We start from the raw sequence: 17,129 nt of genomic DNA, 5'->3' as shown, positions 1-17,129 counted from the left end.
AGAAATTTAGCAGGAATACGTGCCATTCCTCGTGAATATAAGTTAAAGTGAAATAATTGCTATTACTTTTTATAGAAACGAGGAGGAAACGCGGAATGGAAATATTAAAAGTTAAAGCAACGTCGGTCCCTAATTCTGTAGCTGGTGCACTTGCAGGTGTTATTCGCGAACGCGGAACAGCAGAAATTCAAGCTATTGGTGCAGGTGCATTGAACCAAGCGGTAAAGGCAGTAGCAATTGCAAGAGGATTTGTAGCGCCTAGCGGTTTGGACTTGATTTGTATCCCAGCGTTTACAGATATTATGATTGATGGTGAAGAGCGTACAGCGATAAAATTAATTGTAGAACCTCGTTAAGTTGAAACAACCTGTTTGCATGTATGCAAACAGGTTGTTTTTGTAATGGAGGAATGAAAATGAAAATTTTTGATGCACATTGCGATGTACTCTTTCAGTTATGGAGTGCAAAGGGAAAAAAAGACTTTCAAAACGATTCACAATTACATATTACATTTGAACAATTAATGAAAAGAAAAGGAAGTATACAATGCTTTGCTATATATATACCAGAAACAGTAGCGTATGAAAAGCGTTTTGAAGTTGCGCTGCAAATGATAGATATTTTTCATAATGAAATTCTATCGCTACCAGGAATGAAGTTTATTCAGACAAAAAACGATATTAACATGCTAAAACAGGACGAGATTGGAGCATTATTAACATTAGAAGGATGCGAAGCAATTGGAAAAGAAGCGATGAAATTACGTTTGTTTTATCGCTTAGGTGTACGTTCCTTTGGATTGACATGGAACTATGCCAATCTGTTAGCTGATGGAGCGCTAGAGGCACGTGGAGCAGGTTTAACTACATTTGGTAGACAAGTTGTACAAGAACTTAATACGTTACATTTATGGACCGATGTGTCTCACTTAAATGAAAGAAGCTTTTGGGATGTTATTGAAATTGCTAAAAACCCAATTGCATCTCATTCAAACTGTTATCAACTTTGTGGGCATCCACGCAATTTAACCGATGAACAAATAAGAGCCCTTATAAAGAAAAATAGCATTATTGGTATTACTTTCGTACCGCAGTTTTTAACGAATGAAAGACAAGCGAATATAGCAGATATATTAAGGCATGTGGAATATATTTGTTCATTAGGTGGAGAAAAAAATATAGGATTCGGTTCTGATTTTGATGGAATTTTAGAAACTGTTGTAGGTGTAGAAGTATATAGGGATTATGAAAATATAATGAATCAACTGTATAAAAAGTATAATGAATCAACTGTAGAGCGATTTTTGTATAAAAATTTTGTTGACTGTATAACGTTCTAAAGAATATGTTTTAAATATTCAGAAAAATTAAAATAAATTCACTTGAATTTATTGATTTTTTTAAGACCTAATACTAGAATGGTAAACGAAATAGCATTATACTAAAGATTCAGGGAAAACAGAAGAGGCATAATTTGCGTCCATTGTAGTTTATTTGCATAAAAAATGCTAAACTAATACTGTAAAAAAATACACTACAATGAATGCAGCCAAAAGGGGTGTAGGAGATGATTAGTCAACTTTCATGGAAAGTTGGAGGCCAACAAGGTGAAGGAATTGAAAGTACAGGGGAAATCTTCTGTATTGCATTAAACCGATTAGGATATTACCTATACGGTTACCGCCACTTCTCATCACGTATTAAAGGCGGCCATACAAATAATAAAATTCGTGTAAGTACAACAGAAGTACGCGCGATCTCAGATGATTTAGATATTTTAATTGCTTTTGATCAAGAAACGATTGATTTTAACTTCCACGAACTACGTCCGGGCGGAATTGTAGTTGCGGATGCGAAATTTAATCCGACAATACCTGATAATACAGATGTAAATCTATATGTGATACCGTTTACAGATATCGCTTCAGAATTAGGCACATCTTTAATGAAAAATATGGTTGCTGTTGGGGCATCTAGTGCGGTATTAGGATTAGACGAAACAGCTTATTTAGAGGTTGTTGAAGAAATCTTTGGTCGTAAAGGAGAGCAAGTCGTTCAAAAGAATATGGAAGCAATTAAACGCGGCTCTCAATACATGAAAGAATTGCTTGGTGAGAAAGTAAACATGATGCAACTTGAAAAAGCTGACGGTAAGAAACGCATGTTTATGATTGGAAACGACGCAATCGCATTTGGTGCGGTAACTGGTGGCGCTCGCTTTATGTCTGCATATCCAATCACACCTGCATCTGAAATTATGGAATATTTAATTGAAAAGTTACCGAAAGTCGGCGGAACAGTAATCCAAACTGAGGATGAAATCGCAGCTTGTACAATGGCGATCGGTGCAAACTACGCTGGTGTTCGTACATTAACAGCATCTGCTGGTCCTGGTCTTTCTTTAATGATGGAAGCAATTGGTTTAGCAGGTATTACTGAAACACCGCTAGTTATCATTGATACACAACGCGGTGGTCCAAGTACGGGCTTACCAACAAAACAAGAGCAGTCTGACTTAATGGCTATGATTTACGGAACACATGGTGAAATTCCGAAGATCGTAATGGCGCCAAGTACAGTTGAAGAAGCTTTCTATGATATTGTAGAAGCGTTTAACTTAGCAGAAGAATATCAAGTGCCTGTTATTTTCTTAACAGATTTACAGCTTTCTTTAGGAAAGCAAACAGTAGAACCACTTAAGTTAGATAAAGTGGAAATTCGTCGTGGTAAGCTTGATTTAGAAGTAGAATTACCAGAACGTGAAAATAAAGCATACTTCAAGCGTTATGAAGTAACAGAAGATGGAATTTCACCACGTGTTTTACCTGGTATGAAAAATGGTATTCACCATGTTACAGGTGTAGAACATGATGAAACGGGTAAACCATCTGAATCAGCGTTAAATCGTAAAGATCAAATGGACAAACGTTTCCGTAAAATGGCGAATTTACAGTTTAATACCCCTATTTACAAAAATGCTAAGCATGATGACGCAGACGTATTGTTAGTAGGCTTTAACTCAACTCGTGGTGCGATCGAAGAGGCAATGCAGCGTTTAGAACAAGAAGGAATGAAAGTAAACCATGCCCATGTACGTTTAATTCATCCGTTCCCAACAGCTGAAATCGATCCACTTGTGAAAAAAGCGAAGCGTGTTGTAGTAGTAGAAAACAATGCAACTGGTCAGCTTGCTAACATTATGAAAATGAATCTTGGCAATGGTGAGAAAATTTCTAGTCTTTTAAAATACGATGGAAATCCATTCTTGCCGAAAGAGATTTACAACGAATGTAAAAAAGGAGTTGTATTAAATGGCAACATTTAAGGACTTTCGTAACAGTGTAAAACCAAACTGGTGCCCAGGTTGCGGAGACTTCTCGGTGCAGGCTGCGATTCAGCGTGCGGCAGCTAACGTTGGTTTAAATCCAGATGAGCTAGCTGTTATTTCTGGTATCGGCTGTTCCGGTCGTATTTCAGGGTATATTAATTCATATGGTTTGCATAGTATTCACGGACGTGCTCTTCCAATTGCACAAGGTGTGAAAATGGCAAATCGTGATTTAACAGTTATTGCATCCGGTGGTGACGGTGATGGTTTTGCGATTGGTATGGGACATACAATCCATTCTATTCGTCGTAACATTGATATTACGTACATCGTAATGGATAACCAAATTTACGGATTAACAAAAGGTCAAACTTCACCACGTAGTGAAGCTGGATTTAAAACGAAAAGTACACCACAAGGTTCAATTGAACCATCACTAAATGTTATGGAAATGGCTTTAACAGCTGGTGCGACATTTGTGGCGCAAAGCTTTTCAAGTGATTTAAAAGAATTAACGCAAATTATTGAAGCTGGTATTAACCATAAAGGCTTTTCATTAATTAATGTATTTAGTCCATGTGTTACTTACAATAAAGTAAATACTTATGATTGGTTTAAAGAGAATTTAACGAAACTAAGTACAGTAGAAGGATATGATCCATCTAACCGCATGATGGCTATGCAAACATTAATGGAAAAGAACGGGTTAGTAACAGGTTTAATTTATCAAAACACAAAGCAGCCTTCTTACCAAGAGCTTGTAAAAGACTATAGTGAAAAACCTTTAGTGCAAGCTGATTTGAATATGGATCAGAAAATGTTTGATGAGCTTGTTGCTGAATTTATGTAATGATCGGAGAGAAGGTTGCCGCTTGGTAACCTTCTTTTTGAGTGAATAAAAATAATTAATAGATTTGTTTACTTAGAAAATTCAGAATGATAAAATAATATATAAATCGTTGTATAAAAATAGCATGTTCAATAACTGTGAAATGAAATATAGGATAAGAAGCCTTCTTCGTTAAAGTTGGCTAAAGGCTCTATACTATGATAATGTGTATAGGGATAAAGCAATATACTTTTGGGTAGGACAAGATGAAATAATAAAAAGGGAATGTCTATTTGTGTGGGGAAGACTTCATTCTTACGGATGATTAGATCGATTACTCAAGTTTCAAAGGGCAAGTTATCTCTCATGCTATCTAACATCATTGAGATGGGTCTAAGCGCATTAAAATGGACTACAGAGTGTGTGTATAGTTAAGGGTGAAAGGAGATTACCGATGAACGAGCAACAACGATTAGCAAGTCGACAAGCAAATTCCTCTACGAAAAAAGAAGAGAAAGATTATAGTAAATACTTTGAAAGTGTATACCAACCACCTTCCTTGAAATTGGCGAAAAAGCGTGGGAAAGAAGAAGTTAAAATTGAAAGAGATTTTGGCCTACCTGAAGAGTTTCGCGATTTTGGCGCAGGAAGAAAGTTTTACATCCGTACATATGGCTGTCAAATGAATGAGCATGATACAGAAGTAATGGCTGGGATTTTTACAACACTTGGATATGAGCCAACCTTTTCAACTGAAGAGGCAGATGTAATTTTATTAAATACTTGTGCAATTCGTGAAAATGCTGAAAATAAAGTGTTCGGTGAACTTGGTCATTTAAAATCATTAAAGCGAAGAAATCCGGATCTTATAATTGGTGTATGTGGTTGTATGTCTCAAGAGGAATCTGTTGTAAATAAAATTATGCAAAAAAATCAGCATGTAGATATGGTGTTTGGTACACACAATATTCATAGATTACCGTATATCTTAAAGGACGCAATGTTCTCAAAAGAGACGGTAGTTGAAGTTTGGTCAAAAGAAGGGGATGTAATTGAAAACCTTCCGAAAGTACGTCGTGGTGATATTAAAGCTTGGGTAAATATTATGTATGGCTGTGATAAGTTTTGTACATATTGTATTGTACCGTATACACGCGGAAAAGAGCGTAGCAGACGTCCAGAAGATATTATTAAAGAAATTCGCCATTTAGCTGCGAACGGTTATAGAGAAATTACGTTACTTGGACAAAACGTAAACGCATACGGTAAAGACTTTGAAGATATACAATATGGTCTTGGCGATTTAATGGATGAACTTCGTAAAATCGATATCGCGCGTATTCGTTTTACAACGAGTCATCCACGTGATTTTGATGATCATTTAATTGATGTTCTTGGAAAAGGTGGTAACCTAGTAGAACATATCCACTTACCGGTTCAATCTGGTAGTACAGATATGCTTAAAATTATGGCGCGTAAATATTCGCGAGAACACTATTTAGAGCTTGTACGAAAAATTAAAGAAACCATTCCGAATGCAGTGCTAACGACTGATATTATCGTTGGTTTCCCAAATGAAACGGATGAGCAGTTTGAAGAGACGATGTCGTTATATCGTGAAGTAGGATTTGATACGGCATTTACATTTATTTATTCTCCGCGTGAAGGTACACCAGCTGCAAAAATGCAAGATAATGTTCCGATGGAAGTGAAGAAAGAGCGATTGCAACGCTTAAATACACTAGTGAATGAATATGGAGTTAATAAGAATAAGCGTTATATAGGTCAAATTGTAGAAGTATTAGTTGAGGGAGAAAGTAAGAATAATCCTGAAGTACTTGCGGGATATACACGTACGAATAAACTTGTAAACTTTGTTGCTTCAAAATCTTTAATTGGTCAGCTTGTGAAAGTAAAAATAACGGAAGCAAAAACTTGGTCTCTTAACGGGGAATTGGTTAAGGAGCCGATTGAGGTGAAATAATAGATGAAAGTATATACGAAAGATGAAATTGTTGAGCAAGCGAAAGAATTAGCGAAAATGATCTCTGAAACAGAAGAAGTCGATTTCTTTAAGCGAGCAGAAGCACAAATTCATAAAAATGAAAATGTAAAGCGAGCAATTGATGAAATAAAAGCTTTGCAAAAACAAGCAGTAAACTTGCAACATTATGGGAAATGGGAAGCTTTGAAAAAAGTAGAAGCTGAAATTGATGCACTTCAAGATAAGTTAGATAATATCCCAGTTGTACAGGAGTTTAAATCTTCACAAACGTATGTAAATGACTTACTACAGCTAGTTGCTAGTACCATTTCTAACAATGTAACAGATGAAATATTAGTTTCAACTGGCGGCGATGTGTTGAAGGGTGAAACTGGTGCAGCAGTAGAAAGTAAAAAAGGAAATTGTGGTTGTTAAAGAGATGTCTTATTGACATCTCTTTTTTTTAGTGGGTTATATCGGAAATTCTTCTCAAAAAAAAGAATGACACATTCCGCTATTGTCACGCATATGATTAAGTGAATAGTGATTGAGGAGGGTTACGAATGTCCGAATTTAGAGAGATTATTACAAAAGCAGTGGTTGGAAAAGGACGTAAGTATACAAAGTCAACGCATACATGTGAATCGAATAATGAGCCAACAAGTATTTTAGGGTGCTGGGTAATTAACCATTCGTACGAAGCGAGAAAGAATGGAAAACATGTGGAAATTGAAGGTTTCTATGATGTAAACACTTGGTATTCATTTGATGGAAACACAAAGACTGAAGTTGTAACAGAACGTGTTAACTACAATGATGAAGTAAGTATTGGGTATCGTGATAAAAACTTCTCTGGTGACGATTTAGAAATTATCGCTCGTGTAATTCAGCCGCCAAATTGTTTAGAAGCTCTTGTATCGCCAAATGGTAATAAAATTGTTGTGACGGTAGAACGTGAATTTGTAACAGAAGTAGTTGGGGAAACGAAAATTTGTGTAAGTGTAAATCCTGAAGGTTGCGTAGAATCAGACGAGGATTTCCAAGTCGATGATGATGAGTTTGAAGAATTAGATCCGAACTTTATCGTCGATGCAGAAGAAGAGTAAGAGAAAGCTAGGGAGAAGTTCTTCCTAGCTTTTTACAGTACATAAGTGGTTCTGCATCAACATGATTCCTTATGAAATGTGCTATAATGAGGAAAGACTCCTGGAATAGGAGATATGGATGTCCGTGAAGTGTGACATATATGAATATAGATTATTATGTAAGAATTATGGAGGAAAGACATGACGCAATATACGCCTATGATACAGCAATACTTAAAGGTTAAGGCAGACTATCAAGATGCCTTTTTATTTTTCCGATTAGGTGATTTTTATGAAATGTTCTTTGAAGATGCGGTTAAAGCAGCTCATGAACTTGAAATTACATTAACGAGCCGAGATGGTGGTAGTAGTGAACGTATACCGATGTGTGGTGTACCGCATCATGCAGCTAAAAATTATATTGAACAACTTGTTGAAAAAGGATATAAAGTAGCTGTTTGTGAGCAAGTGGAAGACCCAAAAACAGCTAAAGGTGTAGTACGTCGTGAAGTAGTACAACTAATTACGCCAGGAACGATGATGGAAGGGCGTACAATAGACGAGAAGGAGAATAACTTCTTAGCAGCATTAACACATTTCGAAGATGGATCTTATGCGCTAGCTTGTAATGACTTAACGACTGGACAAAATACAGTGACGTTATTAACTGGTTCAGTAGAAGATATTTTATTAGAAGTGTATGCGACTGGTTCAAAAGAAATTGTTGTAGATTCTACATTTTCAAAAGATGAATTAAATAAGTTAACTGAAACATTAAAAATGACGATTTCGTATGAAGATACAACAACTATTCCAGAAGGATTAGAACATCTTGTGAAAAGTGTTTCCCAAGCAAAATTAATTAAAGCAATTGGACGCTTATTTAACTATGTGATAAGAACACAAAAACGTTCGTTAGATCACTTGCAACCAGTAGAAATTTATTACACGAATCAATTTATGAAAATTGATGTGCATTCAAAACGCAATTTAGAGTTAACAGAGACTCTTCGCACGAAGGAAAAGACAGGCTCATTATTATGGCTATTAGACAAAACAAAAACGGCTATGGGTGGGCGTATGTTAAAACAGTGGATGGAACGTCCACTTATCCAGAAAGAAAAAGTTGAAGAGCGTTTAGAAATGGTTGAAACGTTTGTAAATGATTACTTCTTACGTGAAGATTTAAAAGAAAAGTTAAAAGAAGTATATGATTTAGAGCGTTTAGCAGGGAAAGTTGCATTTGGTAATGTAAATGCACGGGACTTATTACAATTAAGACGTTCTTTACTGCAAGTACCAGCTATTTTAGAAGCGATTAGTCTGTTAGATAATGCTTATGCAGCAAGGTTAATTCAAGGTGCAGATCCATGTGAGAGCTTAACTGAATTACTGGGAAGAAGTATTCAAGAAAACCCACCGCTTTCTATTAAAGATGGAGATATTATTAAAGATGGTTATAATGATAAGCTTGATCAATATCGTTACGTTAGTAAAAACGGAAAAACGTGGATTGCTGAGCTTGAAAAACGAGAGCGTGATATTACAGGGGTTAAATCATTAAAAATTGGGTACAACCGTATTTTCGGCTACTATATTGAAGTGACGAAGGCTAATCTTGCAGCACTTCCAGAAGGGCGCTATGAGCGTAAACAAACGCTTGCAAATGCTGAACGTTTCATAACAGATGAATTAAAAGAAAAAGAAACATTAATCTTAGAAGCAGAAGAGAAAATTGTACAATTAGAATACGATTTATTTACAGCGCTTCGCGAAGAAGTCAAAGTATTCATTCCGAAATTACAGCATTTAGCGAAAGTAATTAGTGAACTAGACGTACTGCAAAGCTTTGCGACAGTTAGTGAAGAAGAGCAGTTTGTAAAACCTGTTTTAACAAATAAGCGCGAAATCTTTATTAAAGATGGTCGTCATCCTGTCGTTGAAAAAGTATTGAACGGGAAATTGTATGTACCGAATGATTGTATTATGCCGGAGAAGATGGATGTCTTTTTAATTACAGGACCGAACATGTCTGGTAAAAGTACGTATATGAGACAATTAGCACTTGTTACTGTTATGTCACAAATTGGTTGTTTTGTACCAGCGACAGAAGCAGTATTACCTGTCTTCGATCAAATCTTTACGAGAATTGGTGCAGCGGATGATTTAATCTCAGGTCAAAGTACATTTATGGTTGAAATGTTAGAAGCGAAAAATGCAATTGCAAATGCATCAGAGAGAAGTTTAATTTTATTCGATGAAATTGGACGCGGTACATCTACGTATGATGGTATGGCACTTGCGCAAGCAATCATTGAACATATTCATGACCAAATTGGTGCGAAAACATTATTCTCTACACATTATCATGAATTAACAGTGTTAGAAGAAAGTTTAGACCAACTAAAGAATGTACATGTTTCAGCAATTGAAGAGAATGGAAAAGTAGTTTTCCTTCATAAAATTCAAGATGGAGCGGCTGATAAAAGTTACGGAATTCACGTTGCTCAACTTGCCGAGCTTCCAGAGAGCTTAATCGCTCGCGCGAAAGAAGTGTTAGCACAACTAGAAGGACAGGAAGAAATTGTTATTCCGAAACGAGTAGAAGTGAAAGTGCCAGAAGTCGCTCCAGAACCAGTTGTTGTAAAAGAAGAACCAGCAGAAATACAAGAGACGAAAGTAGAGACTGAGGAAGAATCGCAATTATCATTCTTTGGTGGAGAACAGTCTTCGAAAAAACAAGACAAGTCAGTTCTAGATGCAAAAGAAACGGCAGTACTTGCACAAATTAAAAAGATTGATTTACTCGATATGACGCCTTTAGAAGCGATGAATGAACTGTATCGTTTACAGAAAAAGTTAAAGAAAGGATGAGTAAGTAGATGGGGAAAATTCGCAAACTCGATGATCAACTCTCTAACTTAATTGCGGCAGGGGAAGTAGTAGAGCGCCCTGCCTCAGTTGTAAAAGAACTCGTGGAAAATTCCATCGATGCGAATAGTACATCTATTGAAATCCACTTAGAAGAAGCTGGATTATCGAAGATTCGCATCATCGATAATGGAGATGGTATTGCTGAAGAAGATTGTATCGTTGCATTTGAACGACACGCAACGAGTAAAATTAAAGATGAAAATGATTTATTTCGTATAAGAACGCTCGGTTTCCGCGGAGAGGCCCTGCCGAGTATTGCCTCAGTGAGTGAATTAGAGTTAATTACGAGCACAGGTGATGCGCCTGGTACACACCTTAGTATTAAAGGTGGAGACATTATAAAACAAGAGAAAACGGCAAGCCGAAAAGGAACAGATATTACTGTACAAAACTTATTTTTTAATACACCAGCGCGCCTTAAATATATGAAAACGATTCATACAGAGCTTGGGAACATTACAGATATCGTGTATCGTATTGCAATGTCACATCCAGAAGTATCGTTAAAACTGTTTCATAATGAAAAGAAATTGCTTCATACATCAGGAAACGGTGATGTAAGACAAGTACTTGCATCGATTTACAGCATTCAAGTTGCGAAGAAGCTTATTCCGATTGAAGCTGAGTCTCTAGACTTTACAATTAAAGGATATGTAACATTACCAGAAGTAACGAGAGCATCGCGTAACTATATGTCAACGATTGTAAATGGTCGTTACGTTCGAAATTTCGTATTAATGAAAGCAATTCAGCAAGGATATCATACGTTATTGCCAATCGGAAGATACCCAATCGGCTTCTTATCAATTGAAATGGATCCAATGCTTGTTGATGTCAACGTACATCCAGCAAAATTAGAAGTACGCTTTAGTAAAGAACAAGAATTGCTAAAGCTTATCGAAGAAACATTGCAAGCTGCATTCAAAAAAATACAACTCATTCCAGATGCTGGTGTAACAACGAAGAAAAAAGAAAAAGATGAAAGTGTGCAAGAACAGTTCAAGTTTGAGCATACAAAACCGAGAGAATCATCTATGCCTAACATCGTTTTACCAACAGGAATGGATGAGAAACAAGAAGAAACAACGACTGTAAAACAACCAGCACAACTGTGGCAACCGCCGAAGCAAGAATGGCAACCACCACAGTCACTCGTAAGAGAAGAGCAAAGCTGGCAGCCATCCTCTAAGCCGGTAATAGAAGAAACGGTTCGAGAGGAAAAGGAATGGACTAGCAACGATGACGATTTTGAATTAGAGGAATTGGAAGAAGAAGTCGGGGAGATAGAAGAGATTGAAATGAACGGTAATGACTTACCGCCGCTTTATCCAATTGGACAGATGCACGGAACATATATTTTCGCTCAAAATGATAACGGGCTATATATGATTGATCAGCATGCTGCGCAGGAGCGCATCAATTATGAATATTTCCGTGATAAAGTGGGACGAGTTACGCAAGAAGTACAAGAATTACTTGTACCGTACCGCATAGATTTATCTCTTACCGAATTTTTACGTGTCGAAGAGCAGTTAGAAGAACTAAAAAAAGTCGGACTATTTTTAGAGCAGTTTGGCCATCAATCCTTTATCGTTCGTTCGCATCCAACGTGGTTCCCGAAAGGACAAGAAACAGAAATCATTGATGAGATGATGGAGCAAGTCGTCAAACTAAAAAAAGTTGATATTAAAAAATTACGTGAAGAAGCAGCTATTATGATGAGCTGTAAAGCATCGATTAAAGCAAATCAATATTTAACGAATGATCAAATATTCGCTTTACTTGAAGAACTTCGTACAACAACAAATCCGTACACATGTCCGCATGGAAGACCGATTCTGGTGCATCATTCTACTTATGAGTTGGAGAAGATGTTTAAGAGGGTTATGTAGGGTTAACCTCTTTAATGTGAAACATTAAAAGACACCTTTATTTTAAGGTGTCTTTTTGAGTTTCACATTAAGATTAATACCATATTCTATTGTCTTTTTCTTTTCCACCATGTCTACTATACAAGCTGCCAATTCCCGAATACCATATTCTATTTTATCTTTATTTACTTGAGAGATACTTATCCGGATTACCTTGTGTTTGTTTCCTTCTAAATACATTCTAGATGCATTATCTACATAAATATGTTTTTCTTTTAACGAATGAATCAACTTGTCAATGTTTATATGTGAAGGTAAGAAAATAGTAAGATACAAACCACCTTTTGGCTTAGTAAATTTTATATAGCTTGGTAAATAAGATGAACAAGCATTTAATAAGATAGTCATTTTATTAATGTACAATTTTTTTACATTATCAATATGATAATGAAACATTCCACTTTTTATATATATTTCTAAAGCGCCTTGTGATAGTGTCGATGTATTGAAATCAGCAATAAATTTATATTGTACAAATTGATCAACCATCGCTTCAGGGAGTATAACTGTTGCGATGCGTAATCCTGGTACAAATACTTTTGAAAAACTTTTAACATAAATAACTCTTCCGTTAGGTTCGTATGCAAATAATGGATCTGCCTTGGAATCCACATCAAATTCTGCCAAATAATCATCTTCTACAATGTAAACATCATATTTTTCTGCAAGAGCGACGATTTTTTTCTTGTCTTCATTTGTATAATGATGACCAAGTGGATTATGGAATCTTGGCATAGTATAAAAGAATTTAATATCTTCGTCACGGAATAAGGACTCTAGTTTACCAAAATCAATACCCTCCATTGTTAAATCAATTCCAAGTATCTCATTTTGATTTAGCAGTAAGGTATTTATCATACCATAATAGGTAGGTTGCTCAATTAATACTTTTTTCTTTCCATTCAAGAATGGCATGATTGATAGTATATTTAATGCTTGTTGTGATCCCGAAGTAATAACCAATCGCTCAGGCTTCGTAAATACTTGTGAATCTTGTAAGTAATTTACTAACTCTTTTCTCAACGAGAATAACCCCTGGGGCTCACTATAGGCGAAGATTTGTGTTTTATAATGCTCAATTGCTTTATTAATACAATGCTGGAAATCTTCATACGGCATGGTTCGTTCATCTGGGCCTACAGATAAAAAATCAATATTTTCATTCTCATCAGGTATTAGGTGAGTATCTACTACGTAATAACCACTTTTAGGTTTGGAATAAACAATATGTTGTTTTTCTAATTCTAATAAGGCTTTTACAATCGTATTTTTACTACATTGAAATTGATCAGCTAGTGTTCGGATAGAAGGTAATTTATCTCCTGCTTTAAATTGCTTATCTTCTATTTGTTGTTTCAACCATACTAAAATACCTCTATATTTTGAAATCATATAAATTCTCCTTGCAATCTGTACCATGATAGATAAGAAATTCTACTGTACAGAAAAAATCTGATAACAATTACACTCATAATTTAATCAGCTTAAACAGTTTAATAATGATTATGAAGTACATTTGTGTACTTGTGAAGGGGGAATTGAACAGACACTAAAATTATATGTTTCTACTTTTAAAATATTGATATATTTAAGTGTTATATTATTTGTTGTTTCAATTATTCTATATTGTATCGTCATACATTTTCCTTGGAATCTGTACCATGACAGATGTTAAATTCTATTATATAGAAAATATTCGATTTCAATTAAAATCATATTAAATTAGTTTACTTATTTTAACTATGACTAGAAGGTTGTATTTATGTACCTTTAAAGGGAGGATCGAATGAAAAATAATATAAGAAAAGGAATGCTTCTAGGATTTATTGGTGTCATTTGTTTTAGTCTAACACTACCTGCAACAAGAACCGCCGTACCTTACTTTGGTGCGACAATTGTTGGGTTAAGCAGAGCGGTTATAGCAGCAATAATTGTTGGTATTATTTTTATTAAAAAACAAGAAAAATTACCAACTAAAAACCAACTAAAAAGCCTATGGATTGTAGCTATCGGTACTGTACTAGCCTTTCCGTTATTATCAACCTTCGCTATGAAATCGTTACCTGTATCACATGGAGCGATTGAAGTGGCATTACTACCACTTGCGACAGCTGGATTTGCAATGTGGCGTGGAGGTGAGAGACTTTCTAAGCGTTATTGGATTTCGAGTAGTATTAGTACGATAACAGTTATTCTTTATGCCTTTTACTTAGGCTTAGGCCAATTACAAATGGCTGATATAGCACTAATAGCAGCTGTATTAATTCTCGGATTAAGCTATGCAGAAGGTGGAAAACTTTCAAAGGAGTTTGGAAGTTGGAAAGTAATCGCATGGGCGAATTTAATTGGTGCCCCATTCTTTATAATTCCTGTTGAACTAAGTATATCCAGTGATATGCTCCAAGCACCTATAGAAGCCTGGATTAGTTTATTCTACTTAGCCATCGTAAGTCAATTTTTAGCTTATATTGCTTGGTATGGCGGCATGTCTTTAGGTGGTATTGCAAAAGTTGGTCAGTTGCAATATTTACAGCCATTTTTAATGATTGGTTTTTCTGTTTTATTCTTAGGTGAATCTATTACATGGTTAACAATTGTCTTAGCTTTTATTGTTGTCATCTGTGTAATTATTGGTAAAAGTGATCCTTTAGTTAAGAAAGAAGTACAACACGAAAAGCATATACTTCATAAATAAGATAACAATTTTTTGAAAGCTAATTAATAATTTCAGTGAGAAGCAGAATCAAAAATTCAATTGTTGAAAATGAAATTTAAACAAATCAAATATTGAATATTTACTATGCCATTAATACATGAGTTTTTAAACGTATTTAGTTATAAATGAAAAGAAAATTGAAATTTACGGAGGATTAACAAGTAATGAGTGATGAACAACTTACAGATTTATTTAAGGCATTATCAAATACAACTCGATTGAGGATAGTACAATTACTGAAAGATCCAGAAAAAAACTTTCCTCCTCAATTTCCTAATCAAAGAGGAGAAGACTTTCCAGGAGGAGTTTGTGCAGGGGATATACAAAATAAAATAGGTTTAGTTCAATCAACGACCTCTCGTAATTTGTCATTGCTGCAAAGGTGTGGCCTTCTAGAGAATAAAAGTGTGGGCAAGAGGTCTTATTATCGCAGAAATGAAAAAGTAATTAAACAGTTAGACTGCTTTATTCGTAAAATCCTGTAATACAAGATAAAAAATTGTTTAAGGAAGTGAAAGCATCATGAAATCAGCATTAAATAACATAATCATCTCCTTAATTTTTGCGGTAGGAGGGATAATTTTTCTTCTATTTAATTTAAAAGGAAATCAAGATTGGGTCTTAAGTTGGATAGGAGTATTACTGGCATATCTATCTTTGGCAATTTTAATAGATTTATATAATAAAAAGTATATTACACAATATTTCCTAAAATACTAAAAAGAACTTTGTTTATTTCCTTTAATGCTGCTGTATTAGGAATAATAGTGGGTATAGCATACCAACTACTAGGAAAATGGAATCTTACTATAATGATATTTTATTGGTTAATAATGTTGTTATTACATGTAATTACAATAGTAACATTAGCGACTTTAATATTTGTGAATCGTAGTAATCAAAATTATAAACCATTATATAAAATTATTATGCTTTTAAACATTTGTCTTACTTTAGGACCAGTATTATATCCAGTAGTTTTAACTATTATTGGAAATTGTATAAACAGTAGTACAGGGAATTAATCTTCGCCTAAACCTTTCCATACTTATTCAGATTCAATTCTAAAATTCGATATGACAAGTATCAAAGGTTTTAAATCATTATAGGGAGAAAATACAACACTTCAAACAACAACATCAAAATTTCGGGGTTATTTAGGTTTCCAGAAACTTAGGCGTACAGATTAAGACGATTTGTCGGTAGTATTCCTTTTGTAGATTTGTGCTATTAACGGCGTTGACGAAATTTTAAATTTAGGCTATTATGTACGTATATCAATGGAATTGGGTAGTAATTGTTTTAATACAAGCTAAGCCTATTCATTAGTGTGCAGAGAAGTTTTTAGGTACTTCTATGCATTTTAATGGATGGGCTTTTTTATGTTATATCGGAATAATATATGATGAATCCATACTAAAATATCCTTGATTGGAGTGAAATATATGGAAGTTAAAAGGAATCTAAATAACAATGTCGTTATTACGGAGGATAAAAATGGAAAAGAGATAATTGTTATGGGAAAAGGAATAGGCTATCAAAAATCAAAAGGTGATGTGATTGATGAAAGTAAGGTAAACAAAATTTTTCGCATAGCCAATCAAGATATATCTAATAAATTACAAGAACTGCTAAATAACATACCCATTGAGCATATGAAACTCTCAGATGAAATTATTGGATATGCTCAAAGAAAATTAGGTAAAAAACTCAATGAAGGTATTTATATTTCATTGAGTGATCACACGCATAATGCAATTCAAAGGATTAAAGAAGGAATTCAGATTAAAAATGCACTGCTATGGGAAATAAAACGATTTTATAAAGATGAATTTAATATTGGAATGAAAGCACTGGATATTATTGAAAAAGAGACGCACATTCGTTTACCTGATGATGAGGCAGGTTTTATTGCTTTTCATATTGTAAACGCTCAGTTGCATAAAGAACAGCCAATCGTACATGAGATCACACAGTTGATTCAAGAAGTGCTGACAATTGTAAGGGTTCATTTTGGTATTGAGATTATAGAAGAATCGGTTTCCTTTTATCGTTTTATTAGCCATTTAAAGTTTTTCGCTTCCCGGCTAATTACGAATAGCACATACAGTGATGAATCTGATGAAGAGTTATTTGAGATTATTAAAAATAAGTATGTGAAAGAGTTTGAATGTGTTTCAAAGATTCAACTATTTATCCAAAAGAAATACGGATATTATTTAACTTCAAATGAAATGATTTATTTGACTATTCATGTAGCAAAGGTAGTTCGGGAGTCGAGTAGATAGGTAAAAGAACATTAAAGACCAACTATGAAATGTCA

13 protein-coding genes and 1 pseudogene are annotated in these 17,129 nt (G+C 34.8%); 13 read left to right on the top strand and 1 reads right to left on the bottom strand.

Annotated elements, in window-relative coordinates; all coding sequences use genetic code 11:
• The first annotated feature begins 95 nt into the window (after positions 1-95).
• From spoVS to mutL, 9 genes are all read left to right on the top strand, one after another.
• Positions 96-356 (top strand): stage V sporulation protein SpoVS, encoded by a 261-nt coding sequence (gene spoVS / locus B5P40_RS10095; RefSeq protein ID WP_000404341.1) that lies wholly within the window; start codon positions 96-98, stop codon positions 354-356.
• A 59-nt stretch (positions 357-415) separates the two neighbouring features.
• Positions 416-1,339: a dipeptidase gene (locus B5P40_RS10090; protein ID WP_002190484.1), complete on the top strand. Its 924-nt coding sequence runs from the start codon at positions 416-418 to the stop codon at positions 1,337-1,339.
• A 227-nt stretch (positions 1,340-1,566) separates the two neighbouring features.
• Entirely contained in the window at positions 1,567-3,324 is a 1,758-nt protein-coding gene (locus tag B5P40_RS10085; protein ID WP_113709223.1) for a 2-oxoacid:acceptor oxidoreductase subunit alpha, read from the top strand.
• Positions 3,311-4,177 (top strand): 2-oxoacid:ferredoxin oxidoreductase subunit beta, encoded by an 867-nt coding sequence (locus B5P40_RS10080; protein ID WP_002088040.1) that lies wholly within the window; start codon positions 3,311-3,313, stop codon positions 4,175-4,177. The genes B5P40_RS10085 and B5P40_RS10080 overlap by 14 nt, the downstream gene beginning before the upstream one ends.
• 433 nt (positions 4,178-4,610) lie before the next feature.
• Complete coding sequence (gene miaB, locus B5P40_RS10075; RefSeq protein WP_002190483.1) at positions 4,611-6,140, top strand: tRNA (N6-isopentenyl adenosine(37)-C2)-methylthiotransferase MiaB; 1,530 nt, start codon at positions 4,611-4,613, stop codon at positions 6,138-6,140.
• Positions 6,141-6,143: 3 nt separating this feature from the next.
• Entirely contained in the window at positions 6,144-6,575 is a 432-nt protein-coding gene (locus tag B5P40_RS10070) for a YlbF/YmcA family competence regulator (RefSeq protein WP_002033698.1), read from the top strand.
• 128 nt (positions 6,576-6,703) lie between these two features.
• Entirely contained in the window at positions 6,704-7,246 is a 543-nt protein-coding gene (gene cotE, locus B5P40_RS10065) for an outer spore coat protein CotE (RefSeq protein WP_002014610.1), read from the top strand.
• Positions 7,247-7,426: 180 nt separating this feature from the next.
• Positions 7,427-10,099, top strand: a complete 2,673-nt coding sequence (gene mutS, locus B5P40_RS10060) for a DNA mismatch repair protein MutS (RefSeq protein WP_002190482.1) — start codon at positions 7,427-7,429, stop codon at positions 10,097-10,099.
• 8 nt (positions 10,100-10,107) lie between these two features.
• The gene (gene mutL / locus B5P40_RS10055; protein WP_002033700.1) at positions 10,108-12,051 is read left to right on the top strand and encodes a DNA mismatch repair endonuclease MutL; all 1,944 of its coding nucleotides are present in this window, start codon (positions 10,108-10,110) and stop codon (positions 12,049-12,051) included.
• 42 nt (positions 12,052-12,093) lie between these two features.
• Here mutL and B5P40_RS10050 read toward each other — a convergent pair whose 3' ends face one another.
• On the bottom strand, positions 12,094-13,482 hold the full coding sequence (locus B5P40_RS10050) for an aminotransferase-like domain-containing protein (RefSeq protein ID WP_061688549.1): 1,389 nt from the start codon (positions 13,480-13,482) through the stop codon (positions 12,094-12,096).
• A gap of 394 nt (positions 13,483-13,876) precedes the next feature.
• Here B5P40_RS10050 and B5P40_RS10045 point away from each other — a divergent pair, with 394 nt between their 5' ends.
• The 4 genes and pseudogenes from B5P40_RS10045 to licT all read left to right on the top strand — a co-directional run bounded on the left by B5P40_RS10045 (position 13,877) and on the right by licT (position 17,094).
• Positions 13,877-14,785, top strand: coding sequence for a DMT family transporter (locus B5P40_RS10045; RefSeq protein ID WP_113709222.1), 909 nt, complete (start codon positions 13,877-13,879; stop codon positions 14,783-14,785).
• Between the two features lie 185 nt (positions 14,786-14,970).
• Complete coding sequence (locus B5P40_RS10040; protein ID WP_113709221.1) at positions 14,971-15,291, top strand: ArsR/SmtB family transcription factor; 321 nt, start codon at positions 14,971-14,973, stop codon at positions 15,289-15,291.
• A gap of 37 nt (positions 15,292-15,328) precedes the next feature.
• Positions 15,329-15,831: pseudogene (locus B5P40_RS10035) on the top strand (DUF3902 family protein).
• A 420-nt stretch (positions 15,832-16,251) separates the two neighbouring features.
• Complete coding sequence (gene licT, locus B5P40_RS10030; RefSeq protein ID WP_113709220.1) at positions 16,252-17,094, top strand: BglG family transcription antiterminator LicT; 843 nt, start codon at positions 16,252-16,254, stop codon at positions 17,092-17,094.
• Positions 17,095-17,129 lie beyond the last annotated feature (35 nt).

This window comes from Bacillus sp. SRB_8 (assembly GCF_003264205.1).
In the GTDB taxonomy this organism is placed as follows: Bacteria; Bacillota; Bacilli; order Bacillales; family Bacillaceae_G; genus Bacillus_A; species Bacillus_A mycoides.
This window is presented reverse-complemented; position numbering and strand designations above follow the sequence as displayed.